At 50.6% G+C, this 14,648-nt stretch carries 25 protein-coding genes; 2 read left to right on the forward strand and 23 right to left on the reverse strand.

What is annotated here, in order from left to right; translation table 11 throughout:
- Positions 1-4 precede the first annotated feature (4 nt).
- Both ACJJIV_RS08340 and ACJJIV_RS08345 read left to right on the forward strand, forming a co-directional pair.
- The gene (locus ACJJIV_RS08340) at positions 5-982 is read left to right on the forward strand and encodes a 5-oxoprolinase subunit C family protein (RefSeq protein ID WP_444891415.1); all 978 of its coding nucleotides are present in this window, start codon (positions 5-7) and stop codon (positions 980-982) included.
- Positions 983-1,393: 411 nt separating this feature from the next.
- Positions 1,394-2,848: a pectin acetylesterase-family hydrolase gene (locus ACJJIV_RS08345; RefSeq protein ID WP_444891416.1), complete on the forward strand. Its 1,455-nt coding sequence runs from the start codon at positions 1,394-1,396 to the stop codon at positions 2,846-2,848.
- A gap of 52 nt (positions 2,849-2,900) precedes the next feature.
- Here ACJJIV_RS08345 and ACJJIV_RS08350 read toward each other — a convergent pair whose 3' ends face one another.
- The 23 genes from ACJJIV_RS08350 to rpsC all read right to left on the reverse strand — a co-directional run bounded on the left by ACJJIV_RS08350 (position 2,901) and on the right by rpsC (position 14,630).
- A complete protein-coding gene (locus ACJJIV_RS08350; protein WP_252084422.1) occupies positions 2,901-3,536 on the reverse strand; it encodes a hypothetical protein in 636 nt (211 codons plus the stop codon).
- 158 nt (positions 3,537-3,694) lie between these two features.
- Positions 3,695-3,949, reverse strand: coding sequence for a YeaC family protein (locus ACJJIV_RS08355; protein ID WP_252084421.1), 255 nt, complete (start codon positions 3,947-3,949; stop codon positions 3,695-3,697).
- 72 nt (positions 3,950-4,021) lie between these two features.
- Positions 4,022-4,408 carry a 50S ribosomal protein L17 gene (gene rplQ / locus ACJJIV_RS08360; protein WP_152451171.1) on the reverse strand — a complete coding sequence of 129 codons (387 nt, stop codon included), beginning with the start codon at positions 4,406-4,408 and terminating at the stop codon, positions 4,022-4,024.
- A 123-nt stretch (positions 4,409-4,531) separates the two neighbouring features.
- Positions 4,532-5,536, reverse strand: a complete 1,005-nt coding sequence (locus tag ACJJIV_RS08365; protein WP_252084420.1) for a DNA-directed RNA polymerase subunit alpha — start codon at positions 5,534-5,536, stop codon at positions 4,532-4,534.
- Between the two features lie 44 nt (positions 5,537-5,580).
- On the reverse strand, positions 5,581-6,201 hold the full coding sequence (rpsD, locus tag ACJJIV_RS08370; protein ID WP_108731669.1) for a 30S ribosomal protein S4: 621 nt from the start codon (positions 6,199-6,201) through the stop codon (positions 5,581-5,583).
- Between the two features lie 15 nt (positions 6,202-6,216).
- Positions 6,217-6,606, reverse strand: coding sequence for a 30S ribosomal protein S11 (gene rpsK, locus ACJJIV_RS08375; RefSeq protein WP_020411406.1), 390 nt, complete (start codon positions 6,604-6,606; stop codon positions 6,217-6,219).
- 87 nt (positions 6,607-6,693) lie between these two features.
- Complete coding sequence (gene rpsM, locus ACJJIV_RS08380) at positions 6,694-7,050, reverse strand: 30S ribosomal protein S13 (RefSeq protein WP_152451165.1); 357 nt, start codon at positions 7,048-7,050, stop codon at positions 6,694-6,696.
- A gap of 348 nt (positions 7,051-7,398) precedes the next feature.
- On the reverse strand, positions 7,399-7,515 hold the full coding sequence (gene rpmJ / locus ACJJIV_RS08385) for a 50S ribosomal protein L36 (protein ID WP_010133825.1): 117 nt from the start codon (positions 7,513-7,515) through the stop codon (positions 7,399-7,401).
- A 41-nt stretch (positions 7,516-7,556) separates the two neighbouring features.
- Positions 7,557-8,903 (reverse strand): preprotein translocase subunit SecY, encoded by a 1,347-nt coding sequence (gene secY / locus ACJJIV_RS08390; RefSeq protein ID WP_252084419.1) that lies wholly within the window; start codon positions 8,901-8,903, stop codon positions 7,557-7,559.
- Between the two features lie 11 nt (positions 8,904-8,914).
- A complete protein-coding gene (gene rplO, locus ACJJIV_RS08395; RefSeq protein ID WP_020411403.1) occupies positions 8,915-9,349 on the reverse strand; it encodes a 50S ribosomal protein L15 in 435 nt (144 codons plus the stop codon).
- Position 9,350: 1 nt separating this feature from the next.
- Positions 9,351-9,536: a 50S ribosomal protein L30 gene (gene rpmD / locus ACJJIV_RS08400; RefSeq protein WP_020411402.1), complete on the reverse strand. Its 186-nt coding sequence runs from the start codon at positions 9,534-9,536 to the stop codon at positions 9,351-9,353.
- Positions 9,537-9,574: 38 nt separating this feature from the next.
- Positions 9,575-10,081 (reverse strand): 30S ribosomal protein S5, encoded by a 507-nt coding sequence (gene rpsE / locus ACJJIV_RS08405; protein ID WP_252084418.1) that lies wholly within the window; start codon positions 10,079-10,081, stop codon positions 9,575-9,577.
- Positions 10,082-10,091: 10 nt separating this feature from the next.
- Positions 10,092-10,442, reverse strand: coding sequence for a 50S ribosomal protein L18 (gene rplR / locus ACJJIV_RS08410; protein ID WP_252084417.1), 351 nt, complete (start codon positions 10,440-10,442; stop codon positions 10,092-10,094).
- Between the two features lie 13 nt (positions 10,443-10,455).
- Positions 10,456-10,989, reverse strand: a complete 534-nt coding sequence (gene rplF, locus ACJJIV_RS08415; protein ID WP_252084416.1) for a 50S ribosomal protein L6 — start codon at positions 10,987-10,989, stop codon at positions 10,456-10,458.
- Between the two features lie 12 nt (positions 10,990-11,001).
- The gene (rpsH, locus tag ACJJIV_RS08420; protein WP_252084415.1) at positions 11,002-11,394 is read right to left on the reverse strand and encodes a 30S ribosomal protein S8; all 393 of its coding nucleotides are present in this window, start codon (positions 11,392-11,394) and stop codon (positions 11,002-11,004) included.
- Positions 11,395-11,434: 40 nt separating this feature from the next.
- Positions 11,435-11,740, reverse strand: coding sequence for a 30S ribosomal protein S14 (gene rpsN / locus ACJJIV_RS08425; protein ID WP_020411397.1), 306 nt, complete (start codon positions 11,738-11,740; stop codon positions 11,435-11,437).
- A 9-nt stretch (positions 11,741-11,749) separates the two neighbouring features.
- Positions 11,750-12,289: a 50S ribosomal protein L5 gene (rplE, locus tag ACJJIV_RS08430; RefSeq protein WP_020411396.1), complete on the reverse strand. Its 540-nt coding sequence runs from the start codon at positions 12,287-12,289 to the stop codon at positions 11,750-11,752.
- 31 nt (positions 12,290-12,320) lie between these two features.
- Positions 12,321-12,632, reverse strand: a complete 312-nt coding sequence (gene rplX / locus ACJJIV_RS08435) for a 50S ribosomal protein L24 (protein WP_108731661.1) — start codon at positions 12,630-12,632, stop codon at positions 12,321-12,323.
- A 20-nt stretch (positions 12,633-12,652) separates the two neighbouring features.
- Positions 12,653-13,021, reverse strand: a complete 369-nt coding sequence (rplN, locus tag ACJJIV_RS08440; RefSeq protein ID WP_067151032.1) for a 50S ribosomal protein L14 — start codon at positions 13,019-13,021, stop codon at positions 12,653-12,655.
- Positions 13,022-13,067: 46 nt separating this feature from the next.
- Entirely contained in the window at positions 13,068-13,331 is a 264-nt protein-coding gene (gene rpsQ, locus ACJJIV_RS08445) for a 30S ribosomal protein S17 (RefSeq protein ID WP_108731660.1), read from the reverse strand.
- Between the two features lie 2 nt (positions 13,332-13,333).
- Complete coding sequence (gene rpmC / locus ACJJIV_RS08450) at positions 13,334-13,525, reverse strand: 50S ribosomal protein L29 (RefSeq protein WP_020411392.1); 192 nt, start codon at positions 13,523-13,525, stop codon at positions 13,334-13,336.
- Positions 13,525-13,938, reverse strand: coding sequence for a 50S ribosomal protein L16 (gene rplP / locus ACJJIV_RS08455; RefSeq protein WP_020411391.1), 414 nt, complete (start codon positions 13,936-13,938; stop codon positions 13,525-13,527). Before rplP ends, rpmC begins: the two co-directional genes overlap by 1 nt.
- Before the next feature lie 11 nt (positions 13,939-13,949).
- Positions 13,950-14,630, reverse strand: a complete 681-nt coding sequence (gene rpsC, locus ACJJIV_RS08460; protein WP_444883682.1) for a 30S ribosomal protein S3 — start codon at positions 14,628-14,630, stop codon at positions 13,950-13,952.
- Positions 14,631-14,648 lie beyond the last annotated feature (18 nt).

Consider the following 14,648-nt stretch of genomic DNA (forward strand, 5'->3'; position numbering starts at 1 on the left):
AACTATGAGTATCTATTTTATTCGTCCAGGACTACAAACGAGCATTCAAGACTTTGGACGCCCAGGTCTAATGCACTGTGGAATTCCCCAGGGGGGCGCAGCCGACATCCTGTCCATGCAACTTGTCAATCTGCTATTGGGTAACTGCCTTAACAACCCTGTATTGGAATTAACGTTAACTGGTCCAGTTATTAAGTTCGAATGTGATATATCAATAGCTATCGCAGGAGCACAATTCAATGTTCTGTTAAATAAAATAACTGTAGAAAATTACAAGGTCATCCAAGTTAAGCGGGGAGATATTTTAGAATTTGGTCAACTACTAAGTGGCACCAGAGCATATATTGGTTTATCCGCCACAATTTCCACCTCTCAGTCTTTCAACAGCGTATCAACACACTTAATCAGTCACTTTGGAGGCAACAAAGGAAAGGCTATCAGTTACGAAGAACGCCTTCATTTGAAAAATATTCGCATCGCAAAATCCGCTCACATAAATCGAAACCTGCAACCCTGCTATCAATCTCGACCACTTTTGAGAGTTATCTACGGACCAGAAAAAAAGCGATTTACAGAGTTAGCATTAAGTAATTTTTTCAGAAAAACCTTTCAAGTATCCGCCCAGAACAATCGCATGGGGATTCGCCTATCCCCATCAATCATTGTAGATTCAAAAGCTATTACGGACAGTTCGGATGAAATGATTTCCTCCGGACTTTACCCTGGCAGTATTCAGACACCTAACAATGGCGAACCCATCATTTCTTTTATTGAGGGGCAAACTATCGGCGGATATCCTCGTATTGCCCATATTATTCGAGCCGACCTGCATAGATTAGGACAACTCAAGGCTCAGGATAAAATTAACTTTCAACTAGTTCATCAAGCACAGGCAAGAGAGATACTATTAAAAAAAATGAAGTATCTTGAGAACCTTAAAAATAATCTAGCACCAGAAAATAATGAGTCTTTCATCCTCTAAAGCAAGGCTTAGGTTAACGCTTTTCACTTTATGTAAGACAAACAATTAAACTACGAAAGTCGCCTACTTATGTAGCAGCCTGGTCACACATTGTGGCTAAGCAATATTTATCCAAACCCTTAAAACCAACGCGCGTTCCAAAAACCATCGACAACCCCAGCTTAATAAAATATTTTCCACGAAACCTGTCAGACCAATTGGTCCAGCATGACTTATCAGTTTTAACTAGTCTTTAGCTAGACCAAAACTCCATTATTAACTAGTCTTCTTGGGTTTTACCTAAAGCGCGATTTGGACGAGTGTCCTACTTGGCTAACTGCAAGCGTTGAAGTGACGTTATTTTCTACAACTTGTGTTCGCGATGCGGCCTGGTCCAGAGAGAAAACACCAATTACCGGAAGGGGATTAATAATGATAAAAATTCTCCGTGGTTTAATCATGGCATTTATTGCCAGCTCACTCCTTATCACCTCATATGCACAAGCAGAACCAGGTGATTACAATTTCTGGAAAACCCTCAAACACCTCTTTGATCCTCCCAACGCTGATGCACCGGTCTCTACCCAGCAAGCTCAGGGAATGTACCCTCTGACCATGCATGACCCAAGCTTTAACGATGACTTCGAGCCTAAAGATTTTAATACTTGGCAAAAAGTAGATGTTCCTGCCAGTACTGGCGCCATGTGCGGTAATGGCTCCCCCTATAAATTTTTTGTTTATCGGGTGCCCGATACCAGCAATACCATTTTTTATTTTGAAGGTGGCGGTGCCTGTTGGGACTACGAAAGCTGCTCCGGCCAGACTGGTATTCGCGGGGCACGCAACCCTAATGGCATCCCTGATGACTATCTCAGTAATGTACACCTCTTAGATTTCACAAATTTCGATAATCTCACTACCGCAGGTGTTTCACCCCTTATTTATACTCACCACCCTTACAACCAGTATAAAACTGGCGAGTGGAACATGGTTTACGTTCCATACTGCACTGGTGATATTTATGTTGGTGATAAGACAGAGATATATAAGGATAAGACTGGACAGAATTCGGATCTAATTTGGCATCATAATGGCCTGCGCAATGTGCAGGCAGTAACCTCATGGGTAAAGAATAATTTGCAGAAACCCAAGCAAATGCTTGCCGCTGGTTGCAGTGCAGGCAGCGTAGGGGCTCTGTTAAATTACACGAAGCTTCGTGAGGATATGGATGTCGAATACGGCTATCTGATAGATGATTCCGGCCCGCTTTACAAAGCGCCTCTGGACAGTGATAACAACACTCAATACCCATCCTTACCGTTACACAACGAAGTGCTTCATTCCTGGACTACTTATACAACTGATGGGGATCCCAATGAAGAGAATCCTATTAATGCGATAAAATCTTTTACTCCAGGATTTGACAGCAATCAGCTGGCTTCGATATACCGCGCACTGTCAGATAAATTCCCTACAGATCGCCTGGGTATCACGCACTTCCTGGCGGATGGTAACTTTTCTTCATACTCCTATGAGCGCTTCTACGAAGATATTTACAACGACCCAGATGCCAACTCTCGTTTAGATAAACTGCGCCAGCGCTGGCAAAAGGACACCCATGAAAATCTAATACCACTCTTGGATCAAACCAGTAATTGGGGCTACTACTTCCCAATGTTTCGCAACCTAAATGAGAGCCACTGCACCACGATTATTGACCTCAAGTACGGTGAAATTGCTGAGCATGGATTGGAGTTAGAGGACTTCCTAAACAACATCGTGAACCACAACGGTGGTGGAATGATTCGCGCCTATGAGACAGATAAAGTATCTGACTTTAATAACAACAGTAATTGGTTCTATGACTTGATTGGCTTATTTATGTAAGAGAGCTAAGCGGAAGACAGTGCTGCTGACTTACAGCAGCACTGTTATTTGATTAGCTACCGTACACTGTTTCCCGAGCTTCCTGTAAGCGTTGTCGCAAATATTCTTGCTTATTCATTCCATTGGGGAAAGATGTCATTTGCTGAACCTCTTCAACAATAGAACGCTCTAGATCTTTATAGGTAGAGAAGCCTGGCACTTGGGTATGTGGGTCATAGCGACTAATCACTGACTGAGCCTTTTCTCGATAAATATTAAAAAGCTGTTCGGCGCGCTGCTTGAAATCGGCTTCGTTAAGACTATTTTTTTCTAACCAGGCTAGTTTCATCGACAGTGCTTCATAACCCGTTACTCGTTTTTCATTCTCCACCTGCTCAATCGCGTCCCAGGCCTCAGCACTGGATAAGTTCCCCAGGTCGGCAAAGTAATCTTTTAACTCCTGCTTTAACTTCTCACGATCGAGATAGGCCTTCACCCGAGGATGGTCCAGTAGTTCCACCATCTCCGTTGTATCCAGCTCTGACCAAGGTATTTTTTCAGAGATATCCTGTGCCAACCTATTATTTTCCTTTAATGGCTGCACAAACTGTTGCACTCTCGCCACACTTTCTTTGACATTAATATCGTAATGATCAATGCCGACAACAGCTAGGCTTACTGCACCGGCAAGCAATATCAGTTTTTTCATATCCAATTACCGAGCAAATTTAAATTTATATTTCGTTATGTCGGTAACTATATAAGCAGAGAAAAGCGGGGGGATGAATGGGAAGGGCGTCCCAGCTGAAGAGATATGCGCCAATATCTATTAAACAGCTGGAAAGTAAGTGAATCAGTTAAAGCGACTTATACCCAGCTCAAAGGTTGTTCATCACCTTTTTTAGCAGAACAGGGGTCTTTGGAGGTCTTTGGTGCTACATAGCCTAGCTGCTGCTCTTTAGGCAGATTTTGGGCCTCCCAGCTGGCAACCGCCTCTGCACAGAGACTACGTTGCTCTGCAGTAATCACAACACCACTGGGCCATTTGCCCAACTCAATTGCTCGCCGCAGGCTGGCAACAATTTGCGGGTTCAAATTATTTAACAACTGCTCAAAAGGCATACAAAATTCTCCCGTATATACAAAAAAGGCCGGTCTATGACCGGCCTTCCGTAGCAAAATTGCTAGTGCAACTTATGCTTCAGCAGCTTCGTCTTCAACTTGTGGACGATCCACCAGTTCTACGTAAGCCATCGGTGCTTTGTCACCAGCGCGGAAACCACACTTCAGGATACGGATATATCCACCTGGACGGGCTTCGTAACGAGGACCCAGCTCATCGAACAGCTTACGCACAGCATCCTTATCACGGATACGAGCGAAAGCCAGACGACGGTTGGCAACACTGTCTTTCTTAGCCAGGGTAATCAGCGGCTCGGCGACGCGACGCAGCTCCTTGGCTTTTGGCAGTGTAGTTTTGATCAGTTCGTGCTCTACCAGAGAAGCGGTCATGTTCTTGAACATGGCCTTGCGGTGAGCGCTGGTACGGCTGAATTTACGGCCACTATAGCGATGACGCATGACTCAATTCCTTACGACCACAGTTGCTGTCTCAGCAGGTCGTTCTGGAGCGGTGTCGCGCTAAGCTGTGGCACCGCTCGGGTTCTTTCTACTAGTCGCGACATCGCCGCGACTACCAAATGCTTACAGGGGGCTTAATTTGCTATCGCCTTTAAGGCTGGCCGGTGGCCAGTTTTCCAGACGCATACCCAGTGACAAACCACGGGAAGCCAGTACATCCTTGATTTCAGTCAGAGACTTCTTGCCAAGGTTCGGAGTCTTCAGCAGCTCTACTTCAGTGCGCTGAATCAGGTCACCGATGTAGTAGATGTTTTCCGCTTTCAGACAGTTAGCCGAACGTACGGTGAGTTCCAGGTCGTCAACCGGGCGCAGCAATACTGGGTCAACTTCGGGCTCTTCCGCCTTCGGTTGCGCATCTTTCTCGCCTTCCAGGTCCACAAATACTGCCAGCTGTTGCTGCAGAATAGTGGCTGCACGACGAATAGCTTCTTCTGGGTCCAGAGTACCATTGGTCTCCAGGTCCAAAACCAGCTTATCCAGATCGGTACGCTGCTCTACACGCGCGCTTTCCACGCTGTAAGATACACGGCGAACCGGGCTGTAAGATGCGTCCAGCTGCAGACGGCCAATCGCGCGGCTTTCCTCTTCCTCATCACGGCGAGCATCGGCGGGCTGATAACCACGCCCACGCGCAACAGTGAGTCGCAGGTTGAGTTCTACATCACCTGTGATATTGGCAATCACGTGTTCAGGATTCACAATCTCGATATCGTGATCTACCTGGATATCTCCAGCGGTCACTGCACCCGGGCCCTTCTTGCTCAGGCTTAATACCGCCTGATCTTTGCCGTGCATAACAACCGCGATTTCTTTCAGGTTAAGCAAGATTTCAATAACATCTTCTTGCACACCTTCAATCGCGCTGTACTCGTGCTCGACACCGTCGATTTCTACTTCGGTGACGGCGCAGCCCGGCATGGAGGACAGCAGGATGCGACGCAGCGCATTGCCAAGAGTGTGGCCGAAACCACGCTCCAGGGGCTCCAGAACCACTTTGGCGTGATTCGGATTGTACTCGGTGACGTCAATACGACGCGGTGTCAAAAACTCGTTGACAGCAGTCTGCATAGCCATACCTGTTTACAGTTGCATTCCTTAAAGTGGACTAATTGTTACTTGGAGTACAGTTCCACAATAAGGTTTTCGTTGATCTCTGCCGGCAGATCGACACGATCCGGAGTGCGCTTAAAAGTGCCTTCCAGTTTGCTCGCGTTTACGTCTACCCACTCGACATCGCCACGCTGGGCAGCGAGGGAAACGGAATTCTGGATACGCAGCTGCTTCTTGGCTTTCTCACGTACAGCGATAACGTCGCCTTCTTTAACTTGGAAAGAAGGGATGTTAACGGTAGTGCCGTTTACAAGAATTGCTTTGTGGGAAACCAGCTGACGCGCTTCAGAGCGAGTTGAGCCGAAGCCCATGCGGTAAACCACGTTGTCCAGACGCTGCTCGAGAAGTTGCAGCAGGTTTTCACCTGTAGCGCCCTTCAGACGTGCTGCTTCCTTATAGTAGTTACGGAACTGCTTTTCCAGTACGCCGTAGATACGACGAACTTTTTGCTTTTCACGCAGCTGGATGCCGTAGTCGGACAGACGGCCGCGACCAGCGCCATGCTGACCGGGCTTAGATTCTGCGCGACACTTGGAGTCGTGCGGACGTACACCACTCTTCAGCTGCAGGTCAGTCCCTTCACGACGGGACAGTTTACATTTTGGTCCAATATAACGTGCCATTCTATCAGCCCCCTCTTACACGCGACGTTTCTTGGGCGGACGACATCCGTTATGCGGGATAGGCGTCACGTCGGTGATGTTGGTGATTTTGTAGCCGCAGTTGTTCAGTGCGCGAACAGCGGATTCGCGACCGGGGCCAGGGCCCTTCACTTCTACGTCGAGGTTTTTCAGGCCGTATTCCTGAGCTGCAGTACCTGCGCGCTCAGCGGCAACCTGGGCTGCAAACGGGGTGCTCTTACGTGAGCCACGGAAGCCAGATCCACCTGCGGTGGCCCAGCTGAGGGTATTACCCTGGCGATCAGTGATCGTCACGATCGTGTTGTTGAACGATGCGTGGATGTGGGCAATACCGTCGACAACGGTCTTTTTGACCTTTTTGCGAACAGTAGTTTTTGGCTTAGCCATACCAGTATCCTAAATCCTGTATCAAATCCCCTCGGCGATTAGCCGGCCGGGGCATCTTGAACCGCGATTTCGCGCCTTAGTTAAGGCTTACTTGCGAATCGGCTTGCGCGGACCCTTACGGGTACGAGCATTGGTCTTGGTGCGCTGACCACGCAGCGGCAAGCTGCGACGGTGACGCAGACCGCGATAGCAACCCAGGTCCATCAAACGCTTGATGTTCATGGATACTTCACGGCGCAGGTCGCCTTCTACGGTAAGCTTTGCAACTTCACCGCGGATGGTTTCGATCTGCTCTTCAGACAGGTCGCGGATTTTGGTGGATTCAGCGATACCAACCGCTGCCAAAATAGACTTAGCCGTAGTAAGACCTACCCCATAAATGTGGGTCAGGGAGATCACGGCGTGCTTGTGGTCTGGTACATTGACACCAGCAATACGTGCCATAGAGGCGTACTCCACGTATTGGGAGCCACTGCTTTATATTAAGTATGTGACTCTACTTTGATTTCGGCGCTGACAGCGACTAAAAAACCGACGGCGCCACCAAAAAGGCGCGCAAGAATAGCTTTTCAGACACCAAATTGCAATAGCCCACGCCCACCACGGCCTCCCGCAGCGGATGTGGACGACAGTCAACGCCCCCTAGCGGAGGTCCAACCTTTAGGCTGACCTCCCACCATAAAGAAATTCTTTATGGTGTTGCCATTCATTACGGGGCTGTAACAAATAGCGAATTTTTCCAGCTTTTACAGAGGCGCCCAACGGACGCTCTCTGTAAGGGGCTGGCCCCTATTAGCCTTGACGCTGCTTGTGACGTGGCTCAGCGCTGCAGATTACCCGCAGAACGCCCTTGCGACGCACGATTTTGCAGTTACGGCAGATCTTTTTTACAGAAGCGCGTACTTTCATGACCTTACCTCAATTCAATCAAACTGCGAGCAGGTGACGCACTAGCGACGACCGTAGCTTTGCAGGTTCGCTTTTTTCATCAAGCCTTCGTACTGGTGTGACAACAGATGCGATTGTACCTGTGCCATAAAGTCCATCACTACTACTACAACGATCAGCAATGAGGTACCCCCCAGATAGAAGGGAACGTTAAACCCAACCACCAGGAACTGCGGCAGCAGGGATACCAGTGCGATATACACAGCACCTACCAGAGTGAGTCGGGTCAACACACTATCGATATAGCGGGCTGTCTGCTCACCTGGACGAATACCAGGTACATAGGCACCAGACTTTTTCAGGTTATCTGCAACTTCATTCGGGTTGAACATCAACGCCGTATAGAAGAAACAGAAGAAACCAATCAGCAGTGCGAACAGAATAATGTTCAGCGGCTGCCCTGGCCCCAGCTGCAATGCCATCCACTGCAGAATCTGGGCACCGACACCTTCACCACCTTGTCCAAACCACTGTGCCAGCGTCGCTGGGAATAGCAGGATACTGCTGGCGAAGATCACCGGGATAACACCGGCCATATTCACCTTCAGAGGCAGGTGGCTCGCCTGCGCAGCCGGAGCTGCGGAGTAGCGACCGGCTTGTCGTCTGGCGTGGTTGATTGTAATTCGGCGCTGACCGCGCTCCATTACTACAACAAAGAACACCACAGCTAAAGCGATAACACCGATGATAAGCAGCATAAGAATATGCAACTCACCCTGTCGGGCCTGCTCAAACGCCTGTCCGATAGCGCCGGGTAACCCAGCAACGATACCGGCAAAAATCAGCATGGAAATGCCGTTGCCCACACCGCGCTCAGTGATCTGCTCACCGAGCCACATCATGAATACGGCACCGGTCACCAGTGACGTTACCGCCACAAAGTAAAAACCAAACGCAGGCTCAGGTGAGTAAGCCAGATTTTGCCCTGCCAACCCGAAGGCCATGCCGATACCCTGAATCAGGGCCAACACCACCGTCAGATAACGGGTGTACTGGTTGATCTTACGCCTTCCGGCCTCCCCTTCTTTCTTCAACGCTTCCAGAGAGGGAGTCACCGCACTCATCAATTGCATAATGATGGATGCGGAGATGTAGGGCATGATGCCCAAAGCCAGAATACTCATCCGTTCCAGGGCGCCGCCTGAAAACATGTTAAACAGACCAAGGATGGTTCCCTGGTTCTGGCTAAACATGTTTGACAGCTTTTCCGGATCAATGCCGGGCACCGGAATGTGTGTTCCCAAACGATAAACAAGTATCGCTAGAAACAGAAAACGAAGGCGAGCCCAGAGCTCGCCCAATCCCTTGCTGTTGCCCAGGGGATTTCCACCGGATCCTGGTCGTGCCATTGGCGCCTCGATTAGTCTTCTATTTTACCGCCAGCAGCTTCGATAGCCGCCTTTGCACCTTTGGTCACTCCCAGCCCCTTTACGGTTACAGCTTTAGTCAGCTCGCCTGAGAGAAACACTTTGGCGCGTTTAATATGGCTGCCGATGATATCGGCATTCTTCAGCGCTGCCAAATCGATTACGTCACTTTCTACCTTGGCCAGCTCTGCCAGACGTACTTCTGCGGTGAAGCGAGAAACACGAGCGGTGAAACCGTACTTAGGCAGACGCTTCTGCAAAGGCATCTGACCGCCTTCGAAGCCCGGACGAACGCTGCCGCCGGAACGCGCTTTTTGACCTTTGTGGCCGCGGCCACCGGTCTTACCTAAACCACTACCAATACCACGGCCAACGCGCTTGGCGCTGTGCTTGTGGCCTTGTGCGGGAGACAGGTCATTCAAACGCATGTTATTCCCCCTCAACCTTAACCAGGTAGTTTACTTTGTTGATCATGCCGCGTACGGAAGGAGTATCTTCCACTTCCACTGTGTGGCCGATGCGGCGCAGGCCCAGACCCGCAACGCACGCCTGATGACTTTTCAGGCGTCCGTTGATGCTTTTGGTCTGGGTGACTTTAATGGTCTTCTTAGCCATGGTCTTAACCCACCAATAACCTTAAATCTGGGCTGTGATTAGCCCAGAATCTCTTCGACTGATTTACCGCGCTTGGCAGCTACATCTTCCGGGCTCTGCATTTGATCCAGAGCTTTGAAAGTTGCACGTACTACGTTCACCGGATTGGTAGAGCCGTAGCACTTAGCCAGTACGTTGTGTACACCAGCCATTTCCAGTACGGAGCGCATGGCACCGCCGGCAATTACACCGGTACCCTGGGAGGCGGGTTGCATGTAAACCTTGGAACCGCCGTGGCGACCATTGGTAGCGTACTGGATAGTGTCACCATTCAGCTCTACCTGGATCATGTTGCGGCGTGCAGCTTCCATCGCTTTCTGGATCGCAACAGGCACTTCACGCGCCTTGCCACGTCCGAAACCGACACGGCCATTGCCATCACCAACTACGGTCAGTGCGGTAAAGGCGAAGATACGACCACCTTTAACAGTCTTGGCAACGCGATTGACCTGGACCAGCTTCTCCTGCAGGCCTTCGTCGTTGCTTTTGTCTTTCTCTCTAGCCATAACTCAACCCTTAGAATTTCAGACCGGCTTCGCGGGCAGCGTCAGCCAGAGCCTTTACACGGCCATGGAACTTGAAGCCACTGCGATCGAAGGCAACTTCTTCAACACCAGCGGCTTTCGCGCGCTCAGCGATCAGTTTGCCAACCGCGGAAGCGGCGTCGACGTTACCGGTTTTACCTTCGCGCAGGTCCTTGTCCAGGGTAGAGGCAGAAGCCAATACCGCATTGCCTTCGGCAGACAGGATCTGTGCGTAAATGTGACGCGGTGTGCGGTTCACGGTGAGGCGAACGGCGCCCAGCTCACGGATCTTGGCGCGGGCACGACGTGCACGACGCAAGCGAGATGCTTTCTTAACGTTCATATCTATGCCCTATTTACTTCTTCTTGGCCTCTTTGCGATACACGCGTTCATCGGCATAACGGACACCCTTACCTTTGTAGGGCTCCGGCGGACGGAACGCACGGATCTCAGCGGCCACTTGGCCCAGCAGCTGTTTATTGCTGCTCTTAAGTACGATTTCAGTCTGGGATGGCGTTTCCGCAGTCACACCTTCCGGCAACTGATAATCGATCGGATGGGAGAAGCCCAGGGTCAGGTTAACCGCTTTACCGGCGGCTTTCGCACGATAACCAACACCCAGCAACTGCAGCTTCTTCTCGAAGCCCTTGCTTACGCCTATCACCATGTTATTGACCAGAGCACGGGTAGTACCCGCCAGCGCTTTGGCCTGTTTGGAGTTATTGCGCGCGGCAAAAGTCAGCTGGCTTTCAGCCTGGCTTACTTCTACATCACCGTGAATAACCATATCCAGGTTACCGATACCGCCTTTAACAGCGATGTTCTGACCTTTCAGGTCTACGGTAACACCTGCGGGGAGAACTACCGGACTATTTGCTACTCGAGACATTGCAACCCCCGCTTAGAATACGGTGCAAAGCACTTCGCCACCGACACCAGCCTGGCGTGCAGCGCGATCAGTCATCACACCATTAGAGGTGGAAACGATCGCGATACCCAGGCCACCGCGTACGGTAGGCAGAGCTTTTTTACCAGTGTAAGCGCGCAGGCCCGGACGGGAAACGCGATTCAGCTCGGCAATAACCGGCTTGCCCTGGAAGTATTTCAGAGCAATGGTCAGTTCCGGCTTTGCGCCTTCGCTTACATTTAAATCAGTAACGTAACCTTCGTCTTTTAGGACTTTGGCCACTGCTACTTTCAGTTTGGATGATGGCAGGGTGACTTCCGCCTTTCCGCGTGCCAGGGCATTGCGGATGCGAGTCAGCATATCTGCCAACGGATCTTGCATACTCATCTTATGAGACTCCTCAAATCTGCCTTAAACCAGCTGGTAATTACCAGCTGGACTTCACGAGGCCAGGAACATCACCACGCATCGCAGCTTCGCGAAGCTTGTTACGGCACAGGCCGAACTTGCGGTATACAGCGTGGGGGCGACCAGTAATACGACAGCGGCGTTGCTGACGTACCGGGCTTGCATCGCGCGGCATTTTCTGCAGCTTGAGTTGAGCCTCCCACTGCTCCTCTTCGGAAGCAGTGGAACTGGCGATGATCGCCTTCAGCTCTTGACGCTTTTCGGCGTACTTAGCTGCGGTTCGAGCGCGCTTGTTTTCGCGCGCAATCATGGATTTCTTCGCCATGGAATCCTCTTAACCCTTAAAAGGGAAGTTGAACGCTTTCAGCAGCGCACGACCTTGATCGTCGTTTGCAGCTGTAGTGGTAATACAAATATCCAGACCGCGGAGTTTGTCTACTTTGTCGTAGTCAATTTCCGGGAAGATGATTTGCTCAGTCACGCCCATAGAGAAGTTACCGCGGCCGTCGAACTGCTTCGGGCTAATGCCACGGAAGTCGCGGATACGCGGAATCGCGATATCAACCAAACGCTCCAGGAACTCATACATGCGCTCACCGCGCAGAGTTACCTTGCAGCCGATCGGCCAACCGTCGCGAATCTTAAAGCCCGCAATAGACTTGCGCGCTTTAGTAACGATGGGCTTTTGACCAGTAATTGCTGTCATATCGTTGACAGCGTGCTCCAGCACCTTCTTATCACCAATCGCTTCACCAACACCCATGTTGATGGTGATCTTGGTGATGCGCGGCACTGCCATCACATTCTCGAGACCAAGCTCTTCTTTTAGCTTGGCCACGAGGTCCTTAGTGTAGAGCTCTTTAAGCTTTGCCATGATCTACCAACCTGCTTTTGCGTCAAGAGCCTTAGATGGCTTCGCCGCTGGATTTGAAGACGCGAATCTTAGTGCCGTCTTCCAGTACTTTAAAGCCCACCCGGTCAGCCTTCTGGGTGTTAGGGTTGAAGATGGCTACGTTGGAAGCTTGGATAGCAGCTTCTTTCTCAACGATGCCACCCGCAATACCCATCTGTGGGTTTGGCTTTTGGTGCTTTTTGATCATCTGTATGCCGGAGACAATCAGACGGCCGTCGTTCAGTACTTTACGTACTGAACCACGTTTGCCCTTGTCACGACCGGCGATAACGATCACTTCGTCGTCACGCTTGATCTTGCGCATAACTCTTCTCCGCTCGAGGCCTAGATAACTTCGGGAGCGAGGGAGATGATCTTCATGAACTTCTCACCGCGCAATTCGCGAGTTACCGGACCAAAAATACGGGTGCCAACCGGCGCCAGTTGCTGGTTCAGCAGCACCGCTGCGTTATCGTCAAATTTAATCAGGGAACCGTCCGCGCGACGCACACCTTTTTTGGTGCGAACCACAACGGCGTTCATTACCTGACCTTTCTTCACTTTACCGCGGGGAATGGCTTCCTTAACGGTTACCTTAATAATGTCGCCCACGCCGGCATAACGACGATGGGAGCCGCCCAGCACCTTGATGCACATGACGCGGCGAGCCCCACTGTTGTCAGCTACTTCTAAGTAGGATTCCGCTTGAATCATTGTCTCTCTCCGAAACCTTTCAATTCGGCAGTCAATGCGCTAGGGGTTATACCTTCGCCGCACGCTCTACAATTTTCTGCAAAGCCCAAGATTTGCTCTTGGACAGCGGACGAGATTCCTCGATGGTTACAACATCGCCGATGCTGCAATCATTGTTCTCGTCATGTGCCTTAAGCTTTGTGGACTTGTTTACAATTTTGCCGTAGATCGGGTGCTTAACACGGCGCTCGATCAAAACGGTGATGGTTTTATCCATCTTGTCACTCACGACCTTACCGGTCAGAGTACGCTTCAGTTTTGCTTCAGCCATGATTAGTTACCTGCCTTCTCGGTCAACACAGTCTTTATGCGAGCAATGTCGCGACGAGTCTGCTTCAGCAGATGAGTCTGAGCCAGCTGACCGGTGGACTTTTGCATACGAAGCTTGAATTGAGCTTCGAGCTGGTTCAGCAGTTCCTGGTTCAGCTCTTCAACTGACTTTTCGCGTAGATCTGCAGTCTTCATTACATCACCGAACGCTTAACGAAAGTTGTTTTTACAGGCAGCTTGGCCGCAGCAAGTGCGAAAGCCTCACGAGCCAGCTCTTCGGACACACCCTCCATTTCATAGAGGACTTTGCCCGGCTGGATCTGAGCTACCCAGTATTCAACGCCACCTTTACCTTTACCCATACGGACTTCGAGGGGCTTATTGGTAATTGGCTTGTCCGGAAACACGCGAATCCAGATTTTACCGCCACGTTTAACGTGACGAGTCATAGCGCGACGAGCCGCTTCGATCTGGCGCGCAGTAATGCGACCGCGACCGATGGCCTTGAGGCCAAACTCGCCAAAGCTCACTTTAGAGCCGCGCTGAGAAAGACCGCGGTTGCGACCCTTCTGTACCTTGCGGAATTTTGTACGCTTTGGTTGCAACATTTGCGTACCCCTTATTTAGCAGCTTTCTTGCGGCTCTTTACCGGCTTTTCATCGGGCATTTCGTCACCGATGACTTCACCTTTAAAGATCCACACCTTGATACCGATGATGCCGTAGGTAGTCATCGCTTCAGCAGTGGCGTAGTCGATATTGGCACGCAGGGTATGCAGGGGCACACGACCTTCGCGGTACCATTCGGTACGTGCGATTTCCGCACCGCCGAGACGACCACTTACCTGAATTTTGATACCTTCGGCGCCCTGACGCATAGCGTTCTGTACGGCGCGCTTCATCGCGCGACGGAACATAACGCGGCGTTCCAGCTGCTGGGCAACGTTCTGGCCAACCAGAGCGGCGTCCATATCAGGCTTGCGCACTTCTTCGATATCGATGTGCACAGGTACGCCCATCTGCGCACTAACAGCGTTGCGCAGACGTTCTACGTCTTCACCTTTTTTACCGATCACGATGCCTGGACGCGCAGTGTGAATAGTCACACGAGCGGTGTTCGCCGGACGTTCGATCTCGATACGGCTCACGGAAGCGTGGGCCAGTTTTTTGCGAATAAATTCGCGAACTTTCAGATCCGTGTACAGCTTGTCTGCGTACTCGTCGCTGCCGGCATACCAAACAGAGGTATGCTTTTTAACGATACCCAGACGAATGCCGGTAGGATGTACTTTTTGTCCCATGGTTTTCTCGCCTGCTCT

The organism is Microbulbifer mixtoriginis (SeqCode), assembly GCF_052466765.1.